Origin of the sequence: Rhizobium rosettiformans W3 (assembly GCF_004912135.1) — a bacterium.
Lineage (GTDB): Bacteria > Pseudomonadota > Alphaproteobacteria > Rhizobiales > Rhizobiaceae > Allorhizobium > Allorhizobium rosettiformans.
The window spans coordinates 178,712-201,280 of the sequence record NZ_STGU01000007.1 but is presented as its reverse complement, the minus strand read 5'-3'; the positions used below and the strand labels follow the sequence as shown (position 1 = coordinate 201,280).

At 61.8% G+C, this 22,569-nt stretch carries 27 protein-coding genes; 20 read left to right on the top strand and 7 right to left on the bottom strand.

Annotated elements, in window-relative coordinates; translation table 11 throughout:
• Positions 1-107: 107 nt before the first annotated feature.
• The 5 genes from rpe (at position 108) to FAA86_RS14490 (ending at position 3,717) form a co-directional block, all read left to right on the top strand.
• Positions 108-785, top strand: coding sequence for a ribulose-phosphate 3-epimerase (gene rpe, locus FAA86_RS14510; RefSeq protein ID WP_136541678.1), 678 nt, complete (start codon positions 108-110; stop codon positions 783-785).
• Entirely contained in the window at positions 782-1,501 is a 720-nt protein-coding gene (locus tag FAA86_RS14505) for a DUF2259 domain-containing protein (RefSeq protein WP_136541676.1), read from the top strand. The genes rpe and FAA86_RS14505 overlap by 4 nt, the downstream gene beginning before the upstream one ends.
• 65 nt (positions 1,502-1,566) lie before the next feature.
• Positions 1,567-1,980: a hypothetical protein gene (locus FAA86_RS14500; protein WP_246035083.1), complete on the top strand. Its 414-nt coding sequence runs from the start codon at positions 1,567-1,569 to the stop codon at positions 1,978-1,980.
• A 64-nt stretch (positions 1,981-2,044) separates the two neighbouring features.
• Positions 2,045-3,346 (top strand): adenylosuccinate lyase, encoded by a 1,302-nt coding sequence (gene purB / locus FAA86_RS14495; RefSeq protein ID WP_136541674.1) that lies wholly within the window; start codon positions 2,045-2,047, stop codon positions 3,344-3,346.
• 74 nt (positions 3,347-3,420) lie between these two features.
• Complete coding sequence (locus tag FAA86_RS14490) at positions 3,421-3,717, top strand: hypothetical protein (protein ID WP_136541672.1); 297 nt, start codon at positions 3,421-3,423, stop codon at positions 3,715-3,717.
• Positions 3,718-3,726: 9 nt separating this feature from the next.
• On the opposite strand, the gene FAA86_RS14485 is transcribed toward FAA86_RS14490, so the two are convergent.
• A complete protein-coding gene (locus FAA86_RS14485) occupies positions 3,727-4,518 on the bottom strand; it encodes a DUF2189 domain-containing protein (RefSeq protein ID WP_136541670.1) in 792 nt (263 codons plus the stop codon).
• A 376-nt stretch (positions 4,519-4,894) separates the two neighbouring features.
• On the opposite strand from FAA86_RS14485, the gene FAA86_RS14480 reads away from it, so the two are divergent.
• On the top strand, positions 4,895-5,443 hold the full coding sequence (locus FAA86_RS14480; RefSeq protein WP_136541668.1) for an RBBP9/YdeN family alpha/beta hydrolase: 549 nt from the start codon (positions 4,895-4,897) through the stop codon (positions 5,441-5,443).
• A 139-nt stretch (positions 5,444-5,582) separates the two neighbouring features.
• Positions 5,583-8,096, top strand: coding sequence for a sensor domain-containing protein (locus FAA86_RS14475; protein WP_136541666.1), 2,514 nt, complete (start codon positions 5,583-5,585; stop codon positions 8,094-8,096).
• A 37-nt stretch (positions 8,097-8,133) separates the two neighbouring features.
• On the opposite strand, the gene FAA86_RS14470 is transcribed toward FAA86_RS14475, so the two are convergent.
• Positions 8,134-8,448 (bottom strand): DUF1476 domain-containing protein, encoded by a 315-nt coding sequence (locus FAA86_RS14470; protein ID WP_136541664.1) that lies wholly within the window; start codon positions 8,446-8,448, stop codon positions 8,134-8,136.
• Positions 8,449-8,692: 244 nt separating this feature from the next.
• Here FAA86_RS14470 and purC point away from each other — a divergent pair, with 244 nt between their 5' ends.
• From purC to FAA86_RS14445, 5 genes are all read left to right on the top strand, one after another.
• Positions 8,693-9,457 (top strand): phosphoribosylaminoimidazolesuccinocarboxamide synthase, encoded by a 765-nt coding sequence (gene purC / locus FAA86_RS14465; protein WP_113459581.1) that lies wholly within the window; start codon positions 8,693-8,695, stop codon positions 9,455-9,457.
• A gap of 18 nt (positions 9,458-9,475) precedes the next feature.
• Complete coding sequence (purS, locus tag FAA86_RS14460; RefSeq protein WP_113376567.1) at positions 9,476-9,718, top strand: phosphoribosylformylglycinamidine synthase subunit PurS; 243 nt, start codon at positions 9,476-9,478, stop codon at positions 9,716-9,718.
• Positions 9,719-9,737: 19 nt separating this feature from the next.
• The gene (locus tag FAA86_RS14455; RefSeq protein ID WP_136541662.1) at positions 9,738-9,995 is read left to right on the top strand and encodes a hypothetical protein; all 258 of its coding nucleotides are present in this window, start codon (positions 9,738-9,740) and stop codon (positions 9,993-9,995) included.
• On the top strand, positions 9,992-10,663 hold the full coding sequence (gene purQ, locus FAA86_RS14450; RefSeq protein WP_136541660.1) for a phosphoribosylformylglycinamidine synthase subunit PurQ: 672 nt from the start codon (positions 9,992-9,994) through the stop codon (positions 10,661-10,663). Before FAA86_RS14455 ends, purQ begins: the two co-directional genes overlap by 4 nt.
• Before the next feature lie 61 nt (positions 10,664-10,724).
• Positions 10,725-11,111 carry a hypothetical protein gene (locus tag FAA86_RS14445; protein ID WP_113459578.1) on the top strand — a complete coding sequence of 129 codons (387 nt, stop codon included), beginning with the start codon at positions 10,725-10,727 and terminating at the stop codon, positions 11,109-11,111.
• Here the strand turns inward: FAA86_RS14445 and FAA86_RS24840 are convergent, their stop codons facing one another.
• Entirely contained in the window at positions 11,112-11,270 is a 159-nt protein-coding gene (locus tag FAA86_RS24840; protein ID WP_205910039.1) for a YjiS-like domain-containing protein, read from the bottom strand. It abuts the gene before it with no gap.
• On the opposite strand from FAA86_RS24840, the gene FAA86_RS24835 reads away from it, so the two are divergent.
• The 4 genes from FAA86_RS24835 to FAA86_RS14425 all read left to right on the top strand — a co-directional run bounded on the left by FAA86_RS24835 (position 11,269) and on the right by FAA86_RS14425 (position 15,592).
• A complete protein-coding gene (locus FAA86_RS24835) occupies positions 11,269-11,436 on the top strand; it encodes a hypothetical protein (RefSeq protein ID WP_205910038.1) in 168 nt (55 codons plus the stop codon). The two genes, FAA86_RS24840 and FAA86_RS24835, sit on opposite strands and share 2 nt — an antisense overlap.
• Before the next feature lie 20 nt (positions 11,437-11,456).
• A complete protein-coding gene (locus tag FAA86_RS14435) occupies positions 11,457-12,875 on the top strand; it encodes an aminotransferase-like domain-containing protein (protein ID WP_136541658.1) in 1,419 nt (472 codons plus the stop codon).
• A gap of 146 nt (positions 12,876-13,021) precedes the next feature.
• Entirely contained in the window at positions 13,022-15,244 is a 2,223-nt protein-coding gene (gene purL, locus FAA86_RS14430; RefSeq protein ID WP_136541656.1) for a phosphoribosylformylglycinamidine synthase subunit PurL, read from the top strand.
• 114 nt (positions 15,245-15,358) lie between these two features.
• The gene (locus FAA86_RS14425; protein ID WP_054149753.1) at positions 15,359-15,592 is read left to right on the top strand and encodes a BolA/IbaG family iron-sulfur metabolism protein; all 234 of its coding nucleotides are present in this window, start codon (positions 15,359-15,361) and stop codon (positions 15,590-15,592) included.
• 52 nt (positions 15,593-15,644) lie between these two features.
• Here the strand turns inward: FAA86_RS14425 and FAA86_RS14420 are convergent, their stop codons facing one another.
• The gene (locus tag FAA86_RS14420; protein WP_136541654.1) at positions 15,645-16,799 is read right to left on the bottom strand and encodes a hypothetical protein; all 1,155 of its coding nucleotides are present in this window, start codon (positions 16,797-16,799) and stop codon (positions 15,645-15,647) included.
• 122 nt (positions 16,800-16,921) lie between these two features.
• Between FAA86_RS14420 and FAA86_RS14415 the strand changes: the two genes are divergently transcribed.
• From FAA86_RS14415 to FAA86_RS14405, 3 genes are all read left to right on the top strand, one after another.
• On the top strand, positions 16,922-17,152 hold the full coding sequence (locus tag FAA86_RS14415; protein ID WP_136541652.1) for a hypothetical protein: 231 nt from the start codon (positions 16,922-16,924) through the stop codon (positions 17,150-17,152).
• 105 nt (positions 17,153-17,257) lie between these two features.
• Positions 17,258-17,590: a Grx4 family monothiol glutaredoxin gene (grxD, locus tag FAA86_RS14410; RefSeq protein ID WP_113459572.1), complete on the top strand. Its 333-nt coding sequence runs from the start codon at positions 17,258-17,260 to the stop codon at positions 17,588-17,590.
• A 130-nt stretch (positions 17,591-17,720) separates the two neighbouring features.
• Positions 17,721-18,926 (top strand): multidrug effflux MFS transporter, encoded by a 1,206-nt coding sequence (locus FAA86_RS14405; RefSeq protein ID WP_136541813.1) that lies wholly within the window; start codon positions 17,721-17,723, stop codon positions 18,924-18,926.
• A gap of 56 nt (positions 18,927-18,982) precedes the next feature.
• On the opposite strand, the gene FAA86_RS14400 is transcribed toward FAA86_RS14405, so the two are convergent.
• Complete coding sequence (locus FAA86_RS14400; protein ID WP_136541650.1) at positions 18,983-19,810, bottom strand: inositol monophosphatase family protein; 828 nt, start codon at positions 19,808-19,810, stop codon at positions 18,983-18,985.
• Between the two features lie 175 nt (positions 19,811-19,985).
• On the opposite strand from FAA86_RS14400, the gene FAA86_RS14395 reads away from it, so the two are divergent.
• Positions 19,986-20,603, top strand: a complete 618-nt coding sequence (locus FAA86_RS14395) for a thioesterase domain-containing protein (protein ID WP_167494987.1) — start codon at positions 19,986-19,988, stop codon at positions 20,601-20,603.
• Positions 20,604-20,608: 5 nt separating this feature from the next.
• On the opposite strand, the gene FAA86_RS14390 is transcribed toward FAA86_RS14395, so the two are convergent.
• Together FAA86_RS14390 and FAA86_RS14385 are read right to left on the bottom strand one after the other, a co-directional pair.
• On the bottom strand, positions 20,609-21,190 hold the full coding sequence (locus FAA86_RS14390; RefSeq protein WP_136541646.1) for a protein-S-isoprenylcysteine O-methyltransferase: 582 nt from the start codon (positions 21,188-21,190) through the stop codon (positions 20,609-20,611).
• Positions 21,187-22,392, bottom strand: a complete 1,206-nt coding sequence (locus FAA86_RS14385; protein ID WP_136541644.1) for an alpha/beta fold hydrolase — start codon at positions 22,390-22,392, stop codon at positions 21,187-21,189. Before FAA86_RS14385 ends, FAA86_RS14390 begins: the two co-directional genes overlap by 4 nt.
• Between the last annotated feature and the right edge of the window lie 177 nt (positions 22,393-22,569).

Below are 22,569 nucleotides of genomic sequence, written 5' to 3'. Positions count from 1 at the left end.
CGGGCCCGGAAAGCGACCGCTTCTCATCCAAAGGCATGGTTGCCGGTGGGGGTGGCCGGTGCTATGCGGACGCCCAACAGTCGCCCTACCCTTGCGAGGAGCCTTCGATGACCCGCCCTCTTCTGATTTCGCCTTCCATCCTCGCCTCGGATTTCTCGCGCTTGGGCGAGGAAGTCCGCGATGTCGTCGAGGCCGGTGCAGAATGGGTGCATCTCGACGTGATGGACGGCCATTTCGTGCCGAACATCTCTTTCGGCCCTGCGATCATCAAGGCGCTTCGTCCCTGGACCAAGGCGGTCTTCGACTGCCACCTGATGATTGCGCCGGCCGATCCCTATCTCGCAGCCTTCGCCGATGCCGGCTGCGACATCATCACGGTTCACGCCGAAGCCGGTCCGCATCTGCATCGCTCGCTGCAGACCATCCGCGGGCTCGGCAAGAAGGCCGGCGTTTCGCTCAATCCGGCAACGCCTCTCTCGGCAATCGAGCATGTGATGGATGATCTGGATCTGATCCTGATCATGAGCGTCAACCCCGGCTTCGGCGGCCAGAAATACATTCCCGCCATGACCGACAAGATCGCCAAGGCGCATGCCTTGATCGGCAACCGTCCGATCGATCTGGAGGTGGATGGCGGCGTCACCGCCGACAACGCGGCCGAAATCGCCAAGGCCGGTGCCAATGCCCTGGTTGCGGGCTCGGCGATCTTCAAGGGCAAGGGCGTTGACGACTACCGCAAGACGGTCGACACTCTCAGGCAGGTAGCCCTGGGAGGTCGCGGTTGAGGTCACAGCTTTCTGCCATTGCGCTCTCGCTTCTGTCGGCCTCTGCCGCAGGCGCGGGGGACGTGGCGGAGATGCGGCCGATCGGCTATTCGCCGGATGGCAGATATTTCGCCTTCGAACAATTCGGCGAGCAGGATGGCTCCGGCTTCGCCTATGCCGAAGTCCAGGTAATCGACACCGAAACGGACCGCTATGTCGAGGGCACGCCGGTCAGGGTTGTCATTCAGCGCGAGGAAGCCTCGATCGGCGAGGCGCGTCGCCAGAGCCTCGGGAAGGCCAAGGCAATCCTGGAAGCACGCAAGATCGGCGACGATCCGGGCCATCTCGTGGCTCTTACACCCATCGGAGAACTGGCGGAGAAGACGCGAGACCTGCGTTATCAGGCCTTTCCGAGCTTCTATGTCTCCGACGGCATTCACCGCATCTTTCTCGAAGAGTTCGAGGCCAAAGGTGAAGACCTCTGCGAAAGCATGGACGTCAAGGTGCGCGGCTTTGCACTGTCCGTGGCCAGTGACGCAAAGCCAGATGAGCGGCGCGAAGTCTATCGCGATCAGGCCGTTCCGATGAGCCGCAACTGCCCCAGCGCCTATGCCATCGGCGGCGTGGTAACGCCTGGCTATGGCTCCTCTGCGCCGCATATGGTTCTGGTGCAGGTCGTATCCCTGGGCTTCGAGGGCAACAATCTGCGCTGGCTGGCCGTCCCGGTGAAGCCTTGACCGGGGGACGCTGGCTTCCCTCCGCTCGGTTCTGGATGCTCGGTGCGCTAGGCTGGGGACTGGCCATGGCGGCGAGCTTTCTTCTCTCCATCCACCTCTTCAGCCGCGCGACCGGCAGCCACGACCTCATCCTGACGGTGATCTACGCCGGTGGCGGGATCTTGGGATGGGTCGTCGCACTGCCGCTGATCCACATCCTTACTGTCGGCCGCCAGCCGCAGATCGTCCTGGCCGGCTGGGTATCGCTCCTCGGCATCGTCACGATCGGCGCGACGGCCGGCCTCTATGCCCTGCAGTACCGTTATTTCTATGCCCACTGGCATGCCCCCTTCGCGACCCGAATCTGGGGTTATCAGCTGATTTACACGACGGCGGTCGCACTCTACCAGTTCGCGGTTCTGGGCCTGCGCCATCTGCTTCCGGTCGGATTGGCCCTGCTTCTTGCCGTGAGCATCGTCATGGCCCGCCGCAGCCGTTGAGCTTGCAGCCCCACTTTGCTAAGGGGGGCCAGAATTTTCCCATGTCCAACGAAAGACGAGCCCGATGATCCCGCGTTACTCCCGGCCGGAAATGGTCGCCATCTGGTCCCCCGAAACCAAGTTCCGCATCTGGTTCGAGATCGAGGCCCATGCCTGCGACGCGCTCGCCGATCTCGGCGTGATCCCGAAGGAATCCGCCCGCACCATCTGGGAAAAGGGTGGACCGGCCGAATTCAACGTCGCCCGCATCGACGAGATCGAGGCCGTCACCAAGCATGACGTCATCGCCTTCCTGACCCATCTCGCCGAATTCATCGGCCCGGATAGCCGCTTCGTCCACCAGGGCATGACCTCGTCGGACGTGCTTGACACGACACTCAACATCCAGCTGGTGCGCGCCGCCGACATCCTGATCGCCGACATGGACCGCGTGCTGGCAGCCCTGAAGGCGCGCGCCTTCGAGCATAAGGACACGGTCCGCATCGGCCGCAGCCACGGCATCCATGCCGAGCCGACGACCATGGGCCTGACCTTTGCCCGCTTCTATGCCGAAATGGCCCGCAACCGCGATCGTCTGGTCAATGCCCGGGCGGAAGTGGCAACCGGCGCGATCTCCGGCGCCGTCGGCACCTTCGCCAATATCGACCCGCGCGTCGAAGAGCATGTCTGCGCCAAGCTCGGCCTCGTCCCGGAGCCGATCTCGACCCAGGTCATCCCGCGCGACCGCCATGCGATGTTCTTCGCCACCCTCGGCGTCATCGCCTCGTCCATCGAAAACGTTGCGATCGAGATCCGCCACATGCAGCGCACGGAAGTCCTGGAGGCGGAAGAATTCTTCTCACCGGGCCAGAAGGGCTCGTCCGCCATGCCGCACAAGCGCAATCCGGTTCTCACCGAAAACCTGACGGGCCTTGCCCGCCTTGTGCGCATGTCGGTGACCCCGGCGCTCGAGAATGTGGCCCTCTGGCACGAGCGCGACATCAGCCATTCGAGCGTCGAGCGTGCGATCGGCCCGGATACGACCATCACCCTCGACTTCGCCCTGAACCGCCTCGCCGGCGTCATCGAGAAGCTCGTGATCTACCCAGAGAACATGTTGAAGAACATGAACAAGTTCAAGGGTCTGGTCATGAGCCAGCGGGTGCTTCTGGCGCTCACCCAGGCCGGTGTGTCGCGCGAAGACAGCTATCGCCTCGTCCAGCGCAACGCGATGAAGGTCTGGGAAAAGGGTGCCGACTTCCTGGAGGAACTGCTCGCCGACGAGGAAGTTCGTGCCGCCCTGTCGGAAGAGGACATCCGCGAAAAATTCGACCTCGGCTATCACACCAAGCATGTCGACACGATTTTCAAGCGGGTTTTCGGCTGATTTTCATCAGGCAATCTGACATGACGAGGGGGCGCGAAACATTCGCGCCCCTTTTCGGTTGAGAGGAAAGACCCTTGCGGCACCTGTTGCGCCTGATGCTTGCAGTGATCTCGCTGTCCGCGAGCTTCGGCATTGGGCTGCTCAGTGGTCACGAATACGGCTGGATGACCGAATTCGATGCGAGCCTCGATCCCACGACAATCGAAACCAATGGCAACCGAGCGCTGGTGCGCATCGTACTGCTGGTCCTTGCATTGGCTGCGGCAGCCACCATGGCGGCGACGACGAAGACCACGACAAGAAGTAGATACGTGCTACCTCTTGTCCTGTCCTTGCTCGCAATCGCCGCCTATGGCTTTGGCAGCCGCTGACGCTGCGCCTCAGACCACGAGCCGCCGGTAGAAGTGCCAGGTCGCATGGCCGAGCACGGGCACGATGACGACCAGTCCAACCATCAGGGTTGCCATGCCGATCGCGAGCAGCGCGGCGACCATGAGACCCCAGGCGGCGACCGGAACAGGATTGGCAAGGCTCGCCCTGACCGATGTCGAGACGGCGGATGCAGCGCCACAATCGCGGTCGAGCAGCATGGGAAATGCCACGATGCTGATGACGAGCGCAATCAGCGCCAGAACGAAGCCGAAGGCATTGCTCCAGAACAGGAAGGCAATGGCGTTGGGGTGGTCGAGAATACCGCTGGCGAAGGCAAAGACGCCCGGCGACGGATAATCGCCGATCAATTGCAGGTACAGCCCCCGCGAGACCACCAGCCAGACCATGAAGAGGGTCAGGAGGTAAAGGCTCATCATCAGCAGCGCAGGCAAAGATGGCGACCGCATGAGATCGAGCACATTCGACCAATCGGCCGGCTGACCGAGCTCGCGACGACGGCTAATTTCCATCAGCCCGAGCGCCAGAAGCGGCCCGACAAGGGCGAAACCGGCGAGAAGCGGGTAGACCATCGGCAGAAGCTCGATGCCGGCACTCCAGCCGATCATGATCGCACCGGCGATCGGATAGATGAGCGCCACGAAAGCATAATGCGAAGGCTTTTCGCGAAAATCCTCATAACCTTCGCGCAGTGCCGCAAGGACGTCGGACACGCCTATCCGCCGCACTTCGGGCCTGACGATCGTACCGGTGGCATCAGTCATTACATGAAAGGTCGACATTCTCACTTCCTCCTCGAGCAACAGGGTCTGTAAGCTGCAAAGTGAAATGCGTGGGCGACGTCGGGCCAAAGCGGTCGCGACGTGGCGCCGGCTCTTCCTCCCAAGGCCGGGGTGATGAACGCAATGCGCCGGGCCAAGGAGTTAAGCGATTAGATTATCACCTAAAGGTCTATCTGTCGCCCGTTCTCGGCGCACGAAGCCGTGAGTCATCTCGTTGATCTGTAGGTCCCCGTGTCGCCGCGAGACAGCTCGCCCTTCCGCCTGCGCAGAATCCAACAGCCCACGCCGAACAGAATGGCCCGTTCGGCGCGATTTTCTGGCGCTGAGCGCGCCGCGAAATCTTGACGTTGAAGCGGCGGAACAGCAGATAGGGGCCATGAAAGTTTCAGAAGCAGACATCCTGATCGTCCCCGGCTACACCAATTCCGGTCCCGACCACTGGCAATCCCGCTGGGAAGCGAAACTGTCCACCGCGCGACGAGTGGAACAGGCCGAATGGTCCAAACCGGTTCGTGAAGACTGGGTCGCGCGCGTGGCCGAGGAAGTGAACGCCTCCACGAAGCCGGTCGTGCTCGTGGGGCATTCGCTGGGCGTGCCCGCGATCGTGCACGCTATTCCGGAGATGAAGCAGCGTGTGGCCGGAGCCTTTCTCGTGGCGCCGCCGGACGTTGCCAATCCGGATATCCGGCCGAAACATCTGATGACCTTTGGTCCCTACCCGCGCCTTCCGCTTCCCTTTCCGTCGATCATGATCGCGAGCCGCAACGACCCCTTCGGTGAATACGCCCATGCCGAAGACATCGCCAATGCCTGGGGCTCCTTCCTGATCGATGCCGGCGAATCCGGCCACATCAATGCCGAGTCCGGACACGGTCCATGGCCTGAGGGAACCATGGTTTTCGCCCAGTTCCTCGGCCGCCTCTAGGCTTCGGACACCTGGGACACGGCGCGAGCCGGCAATTGCAAAGACGGCGTTAATTCCGGCGTCGGACGGGAGAGTTTAAAACCTTCTTAAGCGGGCACTCATAGACTTCCTGCAACCGTTCGAAGCCAGGAGCATGATCTTGCGCCCAAAAGCTGCCACCCTCCCCACGCCCGGCGCGGGTGGAATAGAGATCTCCTGCCTCGACTGGCCTGCTGCATGGCTCACCGCGGATGGGATCATCCGCTCGTTGAATGACGCCATGCGCGGCGCCCTCGGCGCCGATGCGTCGCCAGGCCTCAACGTCGCCACGTGCTTCAGGGACACCGACGCGGCGAAACTGCTGCTCGCGCTCAGCCGGCTGATGGACAACGAGCCATCGTCGATCGAGGTCTCGACTTCGAAGGCTGACCAAAAACACTTCATCGCCGGCCTGAGCCAGGCCAATTTCAACGGCTCAGGCGACGGCGCTGTTCTGCTCCAGCTGACCGATATCACCGACCTCCGTCGCAAGCTCGACGAGGTTACAATGCGGGAAAGCCGCTGGAATTACGCCCTGGTCGGCTCCACCTCCGGGGTCTGGGACCAGCGCAGTTCCGGCGACTACTATTACTCGGATGTCTGGCGCGAGATCCGCGGCCTGGGGCCCGATGATGCCTTCCCCCCGACCATGGAAGCATGGCTGGAGCTCGTCCACCCGCAGGACCGCGAGCGCGTCTTGCACTGTATCGAGCGGCAAAATGCCGGTGACCCTGATTACAGCGTCTTTCAGTACAGGGAGATGCACAAGCAAGGCCACTATGTCTGGATCGAGTGCCGCGGTGCATGCGTCGAGCGCGATGCGGATGGCAACCCTGCGCGCATCATCGGCACCGACACCGACATTACCGCCCGCAAGCAGCAGGAAGAGTGGCTGGAAGGCCTCTCGCGCCGCCTGAAACTGGCAATCGACATTTCCGGGATCGGCATCTTCGAGACGGACTTCGAAGCCGGCACCAGCGAATGGGACGAAGGGATGCGCCGGATCTTCGAAGTCGAAAACGACTGCGAGGTACAGATCGGCGGCTTTTGGGAGAGCAAGCTTCATCCGGAGGATCGGGCCCGAACGCTTGCCTATGTCGCGGGCAAGATCGCGGAGATGAAGCCCTTTACCGACAACTACCGGATCATCGCCCGGGACGGCAGCACCCGCTACATTCGCTCCAACAGCCTGCCCTTCATGGACCATGACGGGCGGCTGAAGATGATTGGCGTGAACTGGGACGTGACGGAGGACCAGCGCCTCAGACAGGAGCTCGAGCAGCAGAAGACGCTGGCCGAGGCCCGCAATGCCGAGCTGGAACGCACACGGCTCGAAGCCGAGCATTCGGCCATGCACGACTATCTCACCGGACTGCCCAATCGCCGCTATCTCGAGATGAAGCTCGAGGAGTGGCGGGACAGCAAGGGAGAGCTCGGCACGGGCATCGCCGTCCTTCACATCGACCTCGACCGCTTCAAGCAGATCAACGACACGCTTGGCCACGGTGCCGGCGACGCCATGCTGACACTGGCGGCCAAGATCCTCAGAGACAACATCCGCGTCACCGACTTTGCCGCCCGAATCGGCGGCGACGAGTTCGTGGTGCTGATCGATCATGATGGGGCCACACCGGCACTTGCGACCGTTGCCAGCCGCATCATCGCCCAGATGCGGCAGCCCGCCTGGTACAACGGTCAGGAATGCCGCTTCGGCGCCAGCATCGGCATCGCTCACAGCCTGACGCGGGACATCGACCCCAAGCAGCTGCTGCAGAACGCCGACATCGCGCTCTACAAGGCTAAGTATCTCGGCAGAAATCGCTACGAGTTCTATGTGCCTGCCAGCCGCACACTGCTCGCCGACAGCAATCGCCTTTCGAGCGAGCTACTGAGAGCGCTGGAAAACGACGAGATTTTCCCGCAGTACCAACTGCAGTTCGACGCACGAACCCGCAATGTGGTCGGGGCGGAGTGTCTGGCCCGCTGGCGCCATCCGACCCGTGGCATCCTCGGCCCAGACAAGTTCCTCACGATAGCCGAGGAATATGGGGTGCTGGCTCAGATCGATGGCCTCATCCTGGAGAAGGCGCTCATTGACCAGGCGGCCTGGCGCGCGGAGGGCATCGCACCGCCCAAGATTTCCGTGAACGTCTCCGCCCGCCGCCTCACCGACCCCGATCTGGCCCGCGGACTGTCTGATCTCGACATCAAGCCGGGCACGGTGTCTTTTGAACTTCTGGAGAGTGTCTTCCTGGATCGCCAGGATGCGGCCGTCATGAGCAATCTTGACATGCTCCGTCGACTGGCGATCGATATCGAGATCGACGATTTCGGCACCGGCCACGCCTCGATCGTCGGACTTCTGAACCTGAAGCCGACGACACTGAAGATCGACCGACAACTGATCGAGCACGTGCCCGACAGCCAGGAGCAGCGGATCCTCGTCAAGTCGATCATCCAGATCGCCCGCTCGCTCGGCATCAAGGTGACGGCCGAAGGCGTGGAAACCGAAGAGCATGCCCGGATCCTGAGCCGCCTCGGCTGTGATGTCCTGCAGGGTTATGGCCTCGCCCGGCCCAAAAGCTTCGAGGACGTCACGCAGATGCTCAGAGACAAAAAATCCGCCCAGGCATGAGCCGGGGCGGATCGTTATCGACGATAGGCAACTTCGATCAGGAATTCTGAACCTGCTCAATGGCCTGGCCGAGGAACTCGATCATCTTGGCGCGCAGTTCTTCATCGGTGATCGAAACGCCACCAGCCGTCAGGTCGCCCATGACCTTGCGGATCACGTCTTCATCGCCGGCCTCTTCGAAATCGGCAGCAACCACTTCCTTGGCATAGGCATCCGCGTCGGCTTTGCCGAGCAGGCCTGCGGCCCAGAGGCCGAGCAGCTTGTTGCGGCGGGCTTCTGCCTTGAAGCGAAGCTCCTGGTCGTGTGCGAACTTGTTTTCGAAGGCCTTTTCGCGATCGCTCATGCCGCTCATATCGATCTCCCGTTTTATACCGCCATCGTGCGGTTTCGTTTCCCCATTAATCAAAAGGGAGTACAAAGTGCAATGCAAACTTCCGCGATTCTGGGTCAGTCCCTGGTGGCGCGACGTTTTGGCAGGAAGGGGTGATCTGCGCATTGTGAAAACGAAGGTTTTCCGTTAAGGGACCGCTTCAGAGACCGATCCACTGCGTCCGCGCTTCAGGCGCCGGGATGCCAACCAACAGAGAAAACCATCCATGAACCGTCGCCGCCGCGTTTACGAGGGCAAGGCAAAGATCCTCTATGAGGGTCCCGAGCCCGGCACGCTGATCCAGTTCTTCAAGGACGATGCAACGGCATTCAACAAGAAGAAGCATGAAGTCATCGACGGAAAAGGTGTTCTGAACAACCGCATCTCCGAATACGTCTTCACGCATCTGAACAAGATCGGCATTCCCACACACTTCATCCGCCGCATGAACATGCGCGAGCAGCTGATCAAGGAAGTCGAGATCATTCCGCTCGAGATCGTCGTGCGCAATGTCGCCGCCGGCTCGCTCTCGACCCGGCTCGGCATCGAGGAAGGCATCGTTCTGCCGCGCTCGATCATTGAATTCTACTATAAGTCCGATGCACTCGGTGACCCCATGGTCTCCGAAGAGCACATCACGGCCTTCGGCTGGGCGAACCCGGCCGAACTCGACGACATCATGGCGCTTGCCATCCGCGTCAACGACTTCCTCTCCGGTCTCTTCCTCGGCATCGGCATCCAGCTCGTCGACTTCAAGATCGAATGCGGCCGCCTCTACGAAGGCGACATGATGCGCATCATCCTGGCCGATGAGATCTCTCCGGACAGCTGCCGCCTCTGGGATATCGAGACCCGCGAGAAGCTCGACAAGGACCGTTTCCGCCAGGATCTGGGCGGCCTGCTCGAAGCCTATCAGGAAGTCGCCCGCCGTCTCGGCATCATGAATGAAAACGAACCGATCCGTGGCACGGGCCCGGTTCTCGTCAAGTAAGCTTTGGAGAAGAGATCAGTGATCAAGGCACGTGTCACAGTCACCCTGAAGAACGGCGTTCTGGACCCGCAGGGCAAGGCCATCGAAGGCGCCCTCGGCGCACTCGGTTTCGACGGCGTCGGCCAGGTCCGCCAGGGCAAGGTCTTCGATCTCGAACTCGCCGGCGACGACAAGGCCAAGGCAGAGACCGAGCTGAAGGCCATGTGCGAAAAGCTCCTCGCCAACACGGTCATCGAGAACTATACTATCTCCATCGCCTGAGGGTTGTAGGAGATGCGCGATGGCTGAAGTCACCAGCGAATTGATGTTCGAACTCTTGAAGCGAGTTCACGCAGATATTGCGGACATCAAGCTGGGGCAGCGGGAGTTGCGCTCCGAGATGAATGCGATACGCGGGACGCTCGTCTTCGTGCATCAGGACATTCACAACATCCATACGACGCTGGCGCGTCACGAGGCGCGCCTGGATCGGATCGAAAATCGTCTGGAACTGCGCGAGTTCCAGGAAGCCCAGCTAAGGTTTGAGCCACAGCCATGAAATCAGCCGTCGTCCAGCTCCCAGGCCTCAACCGTGACCGTGACATGATCGCGGCGCTCACCAAGATCTCCGGCCATGCGCCCGTGACGATCTGGCAGACCGAAACCGAGGTCCCGGATGTCGACCTGATCGTCATCCCCGGTGGGTTCTCCTATGGGGACTATCTGCGCTGCGGCGCGATTGCCGCCCGCATGCCGGTGATGCAGGCGATCAAGGAAAAGGCTGAGAAGGGCGTGAAGGTCATTGGTGTGTGCAATGGCTTCCAGATCCTCGTGGAAGCAGGCATGTTGCCGGGCGCCCTGATGCGCAACACCTCGCTGAAGTTCGTCTGCAAGGAAATCAAGCTGGAAGTCGTCAACGCCGACACCGACTTCACCCGCGCCTATGCCAAGGGGCAGATCATCCGCTGCCCCGTCGCCCATCACGACGGCAACTACTTTGCTGATGCCGAGACCCTGAAGACAATCGAAGGCAATGGCCAGGTGGTCTTCCGTTACGCGGACGGCACCAATCCGAACGGCTCGATGAACGAGATCGCCGGCGTGATCAATGCCAAGGGCAACGTGCTTGGCATGATGCCGCATCCGGAAAACCTCATCGAGGCCGCGCATGGCGGCAATGATGGCCGCGGCATCTTTGCCTCGGCGCTCGACGTCATCGCAGCCTGAGGTAAGCTTCGCTTAATCGCGGACAGATAAGAGAAGGCGGCACTCAGCCGAAAGATCGTCCATGCGCCGCCTCGTCCTATCAGCCATCCTCATCGCAGCAGCGGGCCTGTCGGCCTGCAAGCCCGAAACACCGCGGCCGACGGCTAGCGGACAGTCGGCTCTCGACATCATGGAGAAGGTGGCGGTGAGCGCGAACAATTGCTGGTTCAAGTCCGGCGACGCCGCCTTCCGGGCCTACCAGCTTTCTCCTGAACTCAGCTCCTTCTCGGGTCGCCCTCGTATCCTTCTGGTTCGCAAGGGATCACGCGACGACCGGCCCGTGCTGGTGGTCCAGGCCGAAGGCAAGCCTCCGCGCCTCGATGCCTTTGGCCCGCTCCTGAACGAGGACGTCGCGCCACGCATCCGTCAGGACGTCGTTCGCTGGGCGAATGGCAGGAAAGACTGCTGATCAGAAGGGCGGCTGATAAGGCCGATCCAGCATCAACAGCCGCGACTTCCCGATTTCCCGCTCTGCCATTTCAGGCGTTAGCCCGACATCGCGCAACTGCTCTTCCGTGAGCTGCGCCAGATGCAGGCGCGTGCGCCGACGGCGCAACCAGAATGTCATGACCCGCACCAATGCGGCAGTCGACTTTGCCAGCGCGCCCCGCGATCGATCGGGCGAAGCGCGCTCCAAAGGTGCTCTGGAAGACATTGTCTCTATTGTCACCATGACCGTGTGTCCTTCTGACAAATCCTGTTTCGTCACGTATGAATTGACTCATTCAGGGTGACAATCTATAGAATTGTCATCATGACAAATTGGCTTCCTTCCCTCGATTCCGGCACCGGCCCACTTTACTTGCGCATCGCAGATGAGGCTGAGAACGCCATAAAATCAGGCGCACTGCCGCACGGGACCAAGCTGCCGCCGCAACGTGATCTGGCTTATGACGTTGGGGTGACAATCGGGACAATCTCGCGAGCCTATGCGCTTTTACGCGAACGTGGCCTCGTCACGGGCGAGGTCGGACGCGGCACCTATGTTCAGGGTCATGATGAACAGGCGAACGGCGCGCCCCGCGATCCCGTGTCGATGACCTATGGCGGCACGCGGGCCATGGTGCCGCCGCCGGGCAAGCTGCGCTTCGACACGACCGCTGCAATCGATGTCGGCCAGGCGGAGATTGTCGGGCGCATCATGGCGGAGATCGCATCGGCCCATCCCGGCGAGATTTCGAGCTATACCCGCACCCTTTCACCCGACTGGCTGGAAGCTGGCCGGCAATGGCTCTCTTCAGGCGACTGGTCACCGGACGCCGAGCAGATCCTGCCGCAGCTCGGCGTTCACGCCGGCATCAATGCCGTGGTCGCCGCCGTCAGTGGGGCGGGTGACCGGATTGTGTGCGAGCACCTAACCTATTCCCAGGTCTCCCGAAGCGCCAATCTCATGGGTCGACAGATCGTCCTGGTTGATTCGGACCAGGACGGCATCCTGCCGGCCGACTTCGAGCGTGTCTGCGCGCGGGAGCATCCGAAGGCGGCCTTCATCATGTCCTCGGGGCAGAACCCGACACTCGCCTCCCTGCCCCTCTTGCGCCGCAAGGAGATCGTCGACATCGCCCGGAAGTACAATGTCTGGCTGATCGAGGATTATCTCTATGGCGGCATGATCGGCGACAGGATCCCGCTGCTGGCCGAGCTGGCACCGGACCGGACTTTCCTGCTGAACGGGCTCTCGAAGTCGGTCGCGGCCGGCGTGCGGGGCGGCTGGGTCGCCTGCCCGCCGCATATGAGCCAGCGCGTGCGCGTGACGCAGAAGATGGTGAGCGGTGGCCTGCCCTTCCTGCTGGCGGAGCTTTCGGCGCGCCTCGTGCTCTCGGGTGCCGCTGCCGATATCCGCGATCGGGTGATCACGGAAATCGGCGCGCGCGAAGAGGTCGTCCGCGAGCTCTTTGCCGGACACGAGTTCCGCTCGCATCCCCGCCTGCCCTTCTTCTGGCTGAAGCTTCCGGAGCCCTGGATGTCGGGCACCTTCAAGCAGGCGGTACTCGATGCCGATGTCCTGATTGACGACGAGGACGAATTCAAGCCGGCGCGCTCGGCACGGGTATATCATCATGTGCGTGTCGGCTTCAGCGAAGGGCGCGACCGCTCGATCTCGGTCGAGGGCCTGAAGACGGTACGCCGCATCCTGGACCAGTCTCCGCTCGGCACGAGCGCCATCGTCTGACGCCCGGCTCACCTCGGCTGACATGGCAGCGAAAGGGGCAGGAAAGGCCTGATCGGTCGCATTTTTCAAGTGCGCCGGCCGCAGGCTTACGTTATAGCCTGCCTCGAAACCGATCTCCCACCGATCTCCATTGCCCTGAGAGCCAGATGACCGTTTCCAACTCCCGTCCCATCACCCCGGAACTGATCGCAAGCCACGGCCTGAAGCCCGACGAATACGATCGCATCCTGAACCTGATCGGACGCGAGCCGACCTTCACCGAGCTTGGCATTTTCTCGGCGATGTGGAACGAGCACTGCTCATACAAGTCTTCCAAGAAGTGGCTGAAGACGCTGCCGACCAAGGGTCCGCGCGTCATCCAGGGTCCAGGCGAAAACGCAGGCGTCGTCGATATCGATGATGGCGATGTCGTCGTCTTCAAGATGGAGAGCCACAACCACCCGTCCTACATTGAACCCTATCAGGGCGCGGCGACCGGTGTCGGCGGCATCCTGCGCGACGTCTTCACCATGGGCGCCCGTCCCGTCGCTGCCATGAACGCCCTGCGCTTCGGCGCGCCTGATCATCCGAAGACCAAGCATCTGGTGGCAGGCGTCGTTGCGGGCGTTGGCGGCTATGGGAATTCCTTCGGCGTGCCCACGGTCGGCGGTGAAGTCGAATTCGACGCCCGCTATAACGGCAATATCCTGGTCAACGCATTCGCTGCCGGCCTTGCCAAGGCGGATGGCATCTTCCTCTCGGAAGCCAAGGGCGTCGGCTTGCCGGTCGTCTATCTCGGTGCGAAGACCGGCCGCGACGGCGTCGGCGGCGCGACCATGGCCTCTGCCGAATTCGACGAGTCGATCGAAGAGAAGCGTCCGACCGTGCAGGTCGGTGACCCCTTCACCGAAAAGTGCCTGCTCGAAGCCTGCCTCGAACTGATGAAGACCGGCGCCGTCATCGCCATTCAGGACATGGGTGCTGCCGGCCTCACCTGCTCTGCTGTCGAAATGGGTGCTAAGGGCGACCTCGGCATCGAGCTGCATCTCGACAAGGTGCCGGTGCGCGAAGAGCGCATGACGGCCTATGAAATGATGCTGTCGGAAAGCCAGGAGCGCATGCTCATGGTGCTCGAGCCTTCCAAGGAAGAGGTCGCCAAGGCCATCTTCGTCAAGTGGGGCCTGGACTTCGCGATCGTCGGCTACACCACCGACGACCTGCGCTTCCGCGTCATCCATCAGGGCGAGGAAGTCGCAAACCTGCCGATCAAGGAACTCGGCGACGAGGCTCCGGAATACGACCGTCCGTGGATCGAGCCAAAGACCCCTGCCCCGCTGACCGAGAACGACATTCCGGCCGGCGACGTCGCGGACGCGCTCGTGAAGCTCGTCGGCTCGGCCAACAATTCCTCGCGCCGCTGGGTCTACGAACAGTATGACACGCTGATCCAGGGCAACTCGCTGCAGCTTCCGGGCGGCGATGCCGGCGTCATCCGTGTCGAAGGCCATGCCACCAAGGCGATTGCCTTCTCCTCCGACGTCACCCCGCGTTACGTTGAGGCCGACCCGTTCGAAGGCGGCAAGCAGGCGGTTGCCGAATGCTGGCGCAACATCACGGCGACCGGCGCCCTGCCGCTTGCCGCGACCGACAACCTGAACTTCGGCAATCCGGAACGCCCGGAGATCATGGGCCAGTTCGTCTTTGCGATCAAAGGCATCGGCGAGGCCTGCAAGGCCCTCGATTTCCCGATCGTCTCCGGCAACGTCTCGCTCTACAACGAGACCAATGGCCAGGCCATCCTGCCGACCCCGACGATTGCCGGCGTCGGCCTGATGAAGGACTGGAAGAAAATGGCCCGCATCCGCTTTGCCGCTCAGGGTGAGGCGATCCTGCTCGCGGGCGCGCCGTCCGGCTGGGGCACACATCTCGGCCAGTCCTGCTACCTGCGCGACATTCACGGCCGCACCGACGGTCCCGCACCGCATGTCGATCTCGAGCACGAGAAGAAGGTCGGCGATTTCGTCCGTAGCCTGATCGAAGACGGTCTGGCAACCGCTGTGCATGATTGCTCGTCCGGCGGTCTCGCGCTGGCTGTGGCGGAGATGGCCATGGCCTCCGGCATCGGCGCCCATATCAACGCCCTGGCCGACGCAAATCCGGTCGCCGTCTTCTACGGCGAAGACCAGGGCCGTTACGTGCTGACGGTCAAAGAAGCCGATGTCGACCAGGTGCAGGTCCGCGCCGAAGCGGCAGGTGTCTTCTGCCCGTGGATCGGCCGCACCGGTGGCTCGAATGTCGTGCTTGGCGATGCGAAGCCGGTGGCCGTCGAGGACCTGAAGAAGGCCCACGAAGGCTGGTTCCCGGCGCTCATGGACGGCGAGATCGTCTGATCCATGCGATCACATGCCTGTGGAGCATGGGGTAGGCGCCACCTACCCCATTGAAACGCTTCGGCGAATGCACGATAGTTCTCACATTGCTGATTTGCATGAGGGATCCGTTACATGCCGATGAAACCAGGCGACATTGAAGACATGATCAAGGCCGGCATTCCGGGAGCAAAGGTCGTCATCCGCGACCTCGCTGGTGACGGAGATCATTACGCCGCCGAGGTCGTCGCCGAAGCCTTCCGCGGCAAGAGCCGCGTTCAGCAGCACCAGATGGTCTATGACGCGCTGAAGGGCAATATGGGCGGCGTGCTGCACGCTCTGGCATTGCAGACAAGCATTCCTGACTGACCACCGGATTATTTAGACGTTCAGAGGCCTGCCGTTCACCGGCGGGCCTTTTTCATGACCTTGCAGGGATGGTCGGCGGCTTCTGCGAATCCAGCGTCTGGAAGGTGTTGGCGGGCAGCGGCCCGGCCGTCATCAGCGTGAAATCGAAGCCGCTCGGCTGATCCGGTCCGAGCACATATTGCCGATGCATGCGCAGAAAATCGCGCCGGTTCTTCTCATAACGCGGCTGCGACATCGCATGCTTGAAGCGGATGAAGACGAGCCTGGGTTGCGGCGCATCCTTGTGGCGAGACAGCGCCACCGTATGGCATTTGTAGAGATGGATCGGGTCCGTCAGACACTGAATGTCGAACCAGTCGACATCCGGACGCCTGGCGAGCGCACCGATGCGACCGCGAAGCACAGCCGCCGATGACAACAGGCTGCATTGAAGAGCCGCACCACCGAGTGTCACGAAGACCAGCCGACGGCCTTTGAGAGCCTCCGGCGCCAGCTCGAACACGCGAGCGATGACCGAGACCGCGAAATTGGCGCCCATGCTATGGGAGGTGACGAGGATTTCATCAGCGCGCTCTTCCAGTGCGGCAATCACCTGGGCGGCGGCCTGATCGATCCAGGAGGCAATCTCCGGTCGGTTTTCGGCAACCGCGACGGCGAGCCTCCAGTCTGCCAGCAGATGCAGGACGTGATAGCGGTCCGAGAAGCGGATCACGCCGTATCGGAAGATCAGATAACCGGCAGGTACTGAGAGCGCGAACCACCACGCCGAGAGCTCCAAGGCAGTCGGAATGGCCGCGATGTTGACGCCAAGCGCCAAACCGGCCGCCAGGAAGAGATACGGGAAGAGGAAGAAGAGCCCGAAGCGCCAGGCGTTGCGGAAATAGGCCCATGCGCCGCCCTGGACGACAACATCCCATCCGGCTCTGAAACCTCGTCCGATCTGAGTCCAGAGGGGCTCGGCCCGCATCGCCGTGATCAGTGCATTGTGATCGAAGACGTGGATCTTCGCAGAGGTATTCCAGCCGGCAACATCGGCATCAACCGGGAAATGAGCACCCCGCCTGTCGCGAGCGAGTTCACCGACCTCGAAGCTTGCATTCCAGACCGCTGACGCCTGCCCTGCAGATCGCTTGTAGCGCTGAAGATGGGCTTCGGCATCGAATGGCTCGAAACCCGGAAAATGCAGGACAATGCGGCTTTGAATCATTGAGGCAGTCACTCGATCGACGGCCGGCGGCCGCAGGTGGCGCTTGCTAGACGAGAATTGCGCTGATTTAAAGAGCGTATGGAACAAAACCACCTGAAACACAGGGTATACGGGAGGCGAACATGGCGGATCTGCTCGGCAACATCGTGAAGGACGTCGTCGAGGGCGTCCTGAAGGAAATCCTAAAGAAGACCAACCGCAAGGGCACCACCCGTCGGCGCAAGCGCCAGACCCGCTCGGCGACAACGGGGCGTTACGTCCGCAAGACGACAAAGCGGGTCAAGGCACCGGCCCGCAAGCAGGTGAGCCGCCGTCGCACCGCTGCCAAACGCAGCCGTCAGCGCAGCCGCTAATTCGGGCGTGCCACAAACTCGCCACTGGCAAAAGGCGATCCGTGTTGCTATTTCTACGGCAAATCGAAGCTGCCGCCTTGAACGGCATGTGAAAGGAAGAATGACATGAGCGCCCACGATTTCATCGACAACGAAGTCAAGACCAACGACGTAGTCCTGTTCATGAAGGGCAGCCCGCAGTTCCCGCAGTGTGGTTTCTCCGGCCAGGTGGTTCAGATCCTCGACTACCTCGGCGTGGACTACAAGGGCGTGAACGTGCTCGCCGACATGGAAATCCGTGAAGGCATCAAGGCCTATTCCAACTGGCCGACGATCCCGCAGCTCTACATCAAGGGCGAGTTTGTCGGCGGCTGCGACATCGTCCGTGAAATGTTCCAGGCGGGCGAACTTCAGAAGCATTTCGAAGACCAGGGCATCGCCGTCCGCGGCGCTGCCTGACCCCCCGGCCGACAGGCCATACAAAATCTCCAGGTTATGAAGGCGTTGTTCAAAGCAACGCCTTCATGCCGTTTCAAGGTCATAATTCATGTCAGATTCATTACAGGCCACGCCCAAGACTCTGGGCGCCATGGGACGTGCCGAATTTATTGCACTGATGGCTTTCCTGATGGCGCTCAACGCGCTCGCCATCGACATCATGCTGCCCGGTCTCCAGGAGATCGGCGCCGCGCTCAACGTCGAGAATGAAAACCACCGGCAATATGTCGTCTCCGCCTATCTGATCGGCTTCGGCATCGCGCAGCTCTTCTACGGCCCGATCGCCGACCGCTTCGGTCGCCGGCTGCCGATGATCTTCGGTCTTGCGATCTATGTCGTCTCCTCGCTGGCCGTGGTCTTCGTGCCCTCCTTCGAATCGCTGCTTCTGCTGCGCTTCATCCAGGGCATCGGCTCGGCCGCGACCCGCGTCATCACGGTGTCGATCGTGCGCGACGTCTTCGGTGGCCGCCAGATGGCGGAAGTCATGTCGCTGATCATGATGGTCTTCATGGTCATCCCGGTCGTCGCACCCGGCACCGGTCAGGTGATCATGCTCTTCGGCGACTGGCACTGGATCTTCGTCTTCATGGCGGTAATCGCCATGATCGTCGGCGTCTGGATGTATATCCGCCTGCCGGAAACCCTGGCACGGGAAGATGTGCGGCCCTTCACCATCAAGGTGATCTTTGACGGTTTCCGCATCGTCCTGACCGACCGCGTGGCACTCTGTTACACGATCGCCAGCACCTTCATCTTTGGCGCCCTGTTCGGCTTCATCAACTCCGCACAGCAGGTCTATGTCGGGATCTATGGTCTCGGCGTCTGGTTCCCGGTCGCCTTTGCCGGCGTCGCCCTGTTCATGGCCTTGTCGTCCTTCGTCAATGCCAAGCTGGTCGGCCGTTTCGGCATGCGCAAGCTGTCGCACGGCTCGCTGCTCGGCTTTATCGCGATCAACTTCATCTGGCTGATCGTTCAGGTCGTGGGCCCGCAGCCCATGCCCTTCTTCTTGTTCATCGGCTTCTTTGCACTGGCGATGTTCCAGTTCGGCTGGATCGGCTCGAACTTCAACTCGCTCGCCATGGAGCCGCTCGGCCACGTCGCCGGCACCGCCTCGTCGGTTCTGGGCTTCATGGGCACGATCGGTGGCTCGATCATCGGCGCCGCGATCGGCCAGGCCTTCAACGGCACGGCTTTGCCCATGGTGGCCGGCTTCTTCGTGGTCGGCATCATCGGCCTCGTCTTCGTCCTGATCGGCGAAAAGGGTCGCCTGTTCCAGGCTCACAACAAGCCGGTCTGATCGGCGCAAAGGCAATCGAGACAAGAAGGCCCGGTCAATGCCGGGCCTTTTCATTTTCAGTCGACGGTGAAGATCCGCTCCCGCAATTCCTGCCAGGCATCCGCATCCGATGCCACGAGCAACCCGCCGGAGGTGTGATGCGGCAGATAGGGTGACCCATCGAAGCGGGCGACATGGGCACCCGCTTCCTGCATCATCAGCGCACCCGCAAGGTGATCCCAGGGCATCAGCTTATTGTACATGGCAAAATCCATGTGTCCCTGGCCGAGCAGACGATATTCATGCGCTGCGCAGCGATAGCTGGTGAAGAGCCGCACCTCGGCGAGATTGGAGAGGATCCTGCGGCGCGTGTCGATGTCGAAGAAGCCGGTATTGGCGATCCCGATCATCTGCTCGAGCGGGCCGCTGGGACGCACCTGCATCTGCTCCTGCGAGCCATCCGGTCGGTAGAGCCAGGCGCCCGAGCCCTTTTCGACCAGAGCCCAGTCGTTGCCGATAGGGTCATAGATGACACCGCCGACGGTTTCGCCTTTGGAGACCACGGCCAGGATCATGCCGAACAGGGTGAGGCCGGAGGCGAAGTTGAAGGTTCCGTCGATCGGATCGACCACGACGGCAAGCTCCGCACCCTGCAGACGATCGAGCAGGGCCGGGTCTGCTGCGACCGATTCCTCGCCGACGAAGAGTGCATCGGGCATCAGGCGCTCGATCCCCTTGCGGATGACGCGTTCGGCGGCCTCGTCAGCCTCGGTCACGAGGTCGATCGCCTCCGTCTTCATCCTGACGTCGTCATCCCCGAGATTGCGGAAGCGCGGCAGGATCTCCTCCACGGCAGCCTCCTGCAGGAGATTGGCAAGGGCGGCGATGTCGATGGCGGCTGTCATGGGCGTCTCCTTGTGGGTGTAATGGACGCACGCTTCGACATACGATCCAGTCGTCCGTCTTCTAACGCGGCGACAAGGGCGAAGTACAGGCCCAAGCATGCGGCAATCCGGTTGTCAGCCGGCCTGAATCATGCATGAATTCGGAACAACTGCATTCCCAGGATCTTCTTCCGACATGATCTCCAGACGCGCCCTCCTCTCTCATGCCTCCCTGATCCTTGCCGCTTCCGTCCTGCCTGTCGAGGCCGCCAAACCTCGCAAGCCGAAGCTCGCGACAGGCCAGGTTTATCTCTTCCGCGGTTTCGCGAATATCTTCTCGACCGGGCTCGACACGCTCGGCAAGCAGCTTGCCGCGGACGGGATCAAGGCGGAGGTTCTGTCGCTGCCAAATGCTCAGGCCTTCGCCCGCAAGATCGCGGATCGCTACCGGGAATCGAAGGATGCCCGCCCGATCGTGCTTGTCGGTCACTCGCTGGGCGCGGACATGACCTTCTCGATCGCCTCCGCCCTGCAGCCGATGAAGATCCCGGTGGCGCTGATCCTGAGCTTCGACCCGACAGGCAAGGGTCCAGTGCCCGGCAACGTCAAGAAGACGCTGAACTTCTATACGGGTGGCGAAAACCTCTGGTCGCCGGTTCTGCCCGCCCCCGGTTTCAAGGGCGAACTCGCCAACATCAATCTGCGCCAGGGCGAAACCGCCATCAAGGGCATCGGCCACTTCAACATCGACAAGAACCCGGCCCTTCACGACCGCGCCATCAAGGAGATCACGCAGGCGCTTCGCAAGCGCTGACGCGGTCAGAAGATGCCGGGAATGAGACGTTTCGTGCGGGCGCTGTAGGCGTCATATTCCGCACCGAACGTGTCGCGCATCATCGCCTCCTCGCGCGACTGGCGGACGGCATAGAGCGCAAGCACGGCGGCGAGCCCGGCAAAACCCGCGATCCAGTTCGGGATCAGCAGCGCCTGGGTCACGCCCCAGAGCAGGAACGAGGCATACATCGGGTGCCGGACATGGGCGTAAACGCCTTGCGTGACCAGCTGATGGCCTTCGCGCACTTCCAGCGTTACCGACCAGTTCTTGCCGAGATCCTTGTGGCTGCGGCGGAAGAGCCAGAGAAATGCGACGCCGGTCAAGAGGCCCAGGATCAGCGGAATAATCCCCTGCCCGCGATCGGCAAACCCATCAAAGGCATGCAGGCGCCAGAGGATCGGCAGCACGACGAGGCCGACGGTGCAGAGAACCAGCAGCGAGATATCGAGGGTGGAGCGGCGGTCGACCCGGGTCTTCTGCCGGCGTGCGCGACGCATGGCCGGATAGCGCATGGCGCACCAGGTCACCAGCATCAGGGCCCAGAGGATGAAGGATACGCGCGTCATGATACTGTCTCTGTCATTACACCGGCATCTGCCGCAATCGGCAGCCGGTCGTTTCTTACGGCCTCGATCGGGCGCGTGCCACAGCAGATCATGAAGAAATCATAGAAATAGCGCCGGCTGTTGGCCGAGATAAACTGATAGTGAACCCGGAAGAAGTTCTTCTTCACCCGCTTATAGGCCGCGCGTTCGAGCATGTCGCGGAAGCGGACCTGAAACTGGCGCGGAAAGACGTCCGACCGCTGGTGGGTCAGCCCGGCACGGGCATAGGGGTCACATTTGTAGAAGTTGATGATGTCGGTCAAAGCCTGGAATTCGACCCATCGGATCCCATGATGTCGTGCCAACGTCTCAAGCCGCTCTCGCGCGCGCTTCGCCTTCGGATGAAGCGCCACCTTGAGCGACGTCGACCCCACCGTCACGAGCTTGAAGTCCGCTACTTTCCCCTCGGCCGCAAGCCGTTCGGCAAGCTGGTGCGCGACATCGAGAATAAGCGCGCCGCCGGTGGAGTGGCCGATCAGAAGCACTTCGTCGTAGTCGGTCGCGGCAGTCCGCTCCGCGATCAGCGATGCCCAGTCGTCGATGCGGGCGTCCATCTCGGGCCGGCGGCAATGCAGATGCTCCCGGCTGAAGGACCAGAGATCCATCAGGTGGAAGACGAAGTAGCGGCGTCCGATGAAGCGCCCGACCGCATAGGCGACGCTGGCGCCGACAAGCATTGGCAAGACGGGGCCGCCTGGCAGGGCCAGGAGACCAGTTAGTCGATAGGCGATGGTACCGAGCCAGGCAAAGAGGACCAGCATCACGAAGGGATAGAGGAAATAGAGGGCGAAGCGCCAGTTGGTGGCGAAGAAGCGGAACATCGTGCCGCTAAAGACATAGTCGAAGAAGGCGACCAGATAGACGCCGAGCCGCACGAGGAAGGGCCGCGCGCCATCCCGTTTGACGATGTCATCGAAGCTCAAGAAGGTGATGTCCGAGCAGCAGACACCGTCAGGGCCAAGATAGTCCGCAATCGCGGTCATCGCCACCGCGCCAGTCGCCTCAACCGGTGCGCCGAGCTTTGCCTCGACGGACCAGCATTTGCAGAAACGCTCCATCTCGCGGCCGATGCGCCGGAAGAAGCCGGCAGCATCGTTGCGTTCATAGCCTCCGACGAGAAAGACGGCACGCTTCGACACTGAAGGCTGAGCGACCTCAGACATTCCTACTCCCACGCATTGCGGGGGGCCCGACACTGGAAAACGCCCCGCCCCCTGATCCGGCCGCAATGTGCAAGAACCGTCCGACACAGTCCAGCCTTGGACGTCGATCTCCGTCGAATACGGCAATTTTCCTGTGTCTTTACAAGCAACCGCGCGAAGAGCGCAGAAAACCTGCCC

Bases quoted from the DNA above. Each gene is read 5' to 3' on its own strand.
- FAA86_RS14405 (WP_136541813.1), top strand. From the start codon at position 17,721: ATGGGACGTGCCGAATTTATTGCACTGATGGCTTTCCTGATGGCGCTC.
- FAA86_RS24840 (WP_205910039.1), bottom strand. From the start codon at position 11,270: ATGACATTCTGGTTGCGCCGTCGGCGCACGCGCCTGCATCTGGCGCAG.
- FAA86_RS14470 (WP_136541664.1), bottom strand. From the start codon at position 8,448: ATGAGCGGCATGAGCGATCGCGAAAAGGCCTTCGAAAACAAGTTCGCA.
- grxD (WP_113459572.1), top strand. From the start codon at position 17,258: ATGAGCGCCCACGATTTCATCGACAACGAAGTCAAGACCAACGACGTA.
- FAA86_RS14420 (WP_136541654.1), bottom strand. From the start codon at position 16,799: ATGATTCAAAGCCGCATTGTCCTGCATTTTCCGGGTTTCGAGCCATTC.
- FAA86_RS14480 (WP_136541668.1), top strand. From the start codon at position 4,895: ATGAAAGTTTCAGAAGCAGACATCCTGATCGTCCCCGGCTACACCAAT.
- FAA86_RS14425 (WP_054149753.1), top strand. From the start codon at position 15,359: ATGCCGATGAAACCAGGCGACATTGAAGACATGATCAAGGCCGGCATT.
- FAA86_RS14415 (WP_136541652.1), top strand. From the start codon at position 16,922: ATGGCGGATCTGCTCGGCAACATCGTGAAGGACGTCGTCGAGGGCGTC.
- purC (WP_113459581.1), top strand. From the start codon at position 8,693: ATGAACCGTCGCCGCCGCGTTTACGAGGGCAAGGCAAAGATCCTCTAT.
- FAA86_RS14455 (WP_136541662.1), top strand. From the start codon at position 9,738: ATGGCTGAAGTCACCAGCGAATTGATGTTCGAACTCTTGAAGCGAGTT.
- FAA86_RS14385 (WP_136541644.1), bottom strand. From the start codon at position 22,392: ATGTCTGAGGTCGCTCAGCCTTCAGTGTCGAAGCGTGCCGTCTTTCTC.
- FAA86_RS14435 (WP_136541658.1), top strand. From the start codon at position 11,457: ATGACAAATTGGCTTCCTTCCCTCGATTCCGGCACCGGCCCACTTTAC.
- purQ (WP_136541660.1), top strand. From the start codon at position 9,992: ATGAAATCAGCCGTCGTCCAGCTCCCAGGCCTCAACCGTGACCGTGAC.
- purB (WP_136541674.1), top strand. From the start codon at position 2,045: ATGATCCCGCGTTACTCCCGGCCGGAAATGGTCGCCATCTGGTCCCCC.
- FAA86_RS24835 (WP_205910038.1), top strand. From the start codon at position 11,269: ATGACCCGCACCAATGCGGCAGTCGACTTTGCCAGCGCGCCCCGCGAT.
- FAA86_RS14485 (WP_136541670.1), bottom strand. From the start codon at position 4,518: ATGTCGACCTTTCATGTAATGACTGATGCCACCGGTACGATCGTCAGG.
- FAA86_RS14445 (WP_113459578.1), top strand. From the start codon at position 10,725: ATGCGCCGCCTCGTCCTATCAGCCATCCTCATCGCAGCAGCGGGCCTG.
- FAA86_RS14400 (WP_136541650.1), bottom strand. From the start codon at position 19,810: ATGACAGCCGCCATCGACATCGCCGCCCTTGCCAATCTCCTGCAGGAG.
- FAA86_RS14390 (WP_136541646.1), bottom strand. From the start codon at position 21,190: ATGACGCGCGTATCCTTCATCCTCTGGGCCCTGATGCTGGTGACCTGG.
- purL (WP_136541656.1), top strand. From the start codon at position 13,022: ATGACCGTTTCCAACTCCCGTCCCATCACCCCGGAACTGATCGCAAGC.
- FAA86_RS14500 (WP_246035083.1), top strand. From the start codon at position 1,567: ATGGCGGCGAGCTTTCTTCTCTCCATCCACCTCTTCAGCCGCGCGACC.
- rpe (WP_136541678.1), top strand. From the start codon at position 108: ATGACCCGCCCTCTTCTGATTTCGCCTTCCATCCTCGCCTCGGATTTC.
- FAA86_RS14395 (WP_167494987.1), top strand. From the start codon at position 19,986: ATGATCTCCAGACGCGCCCTCCTCTCTCATGCCTCCCTGATCCTTGCC.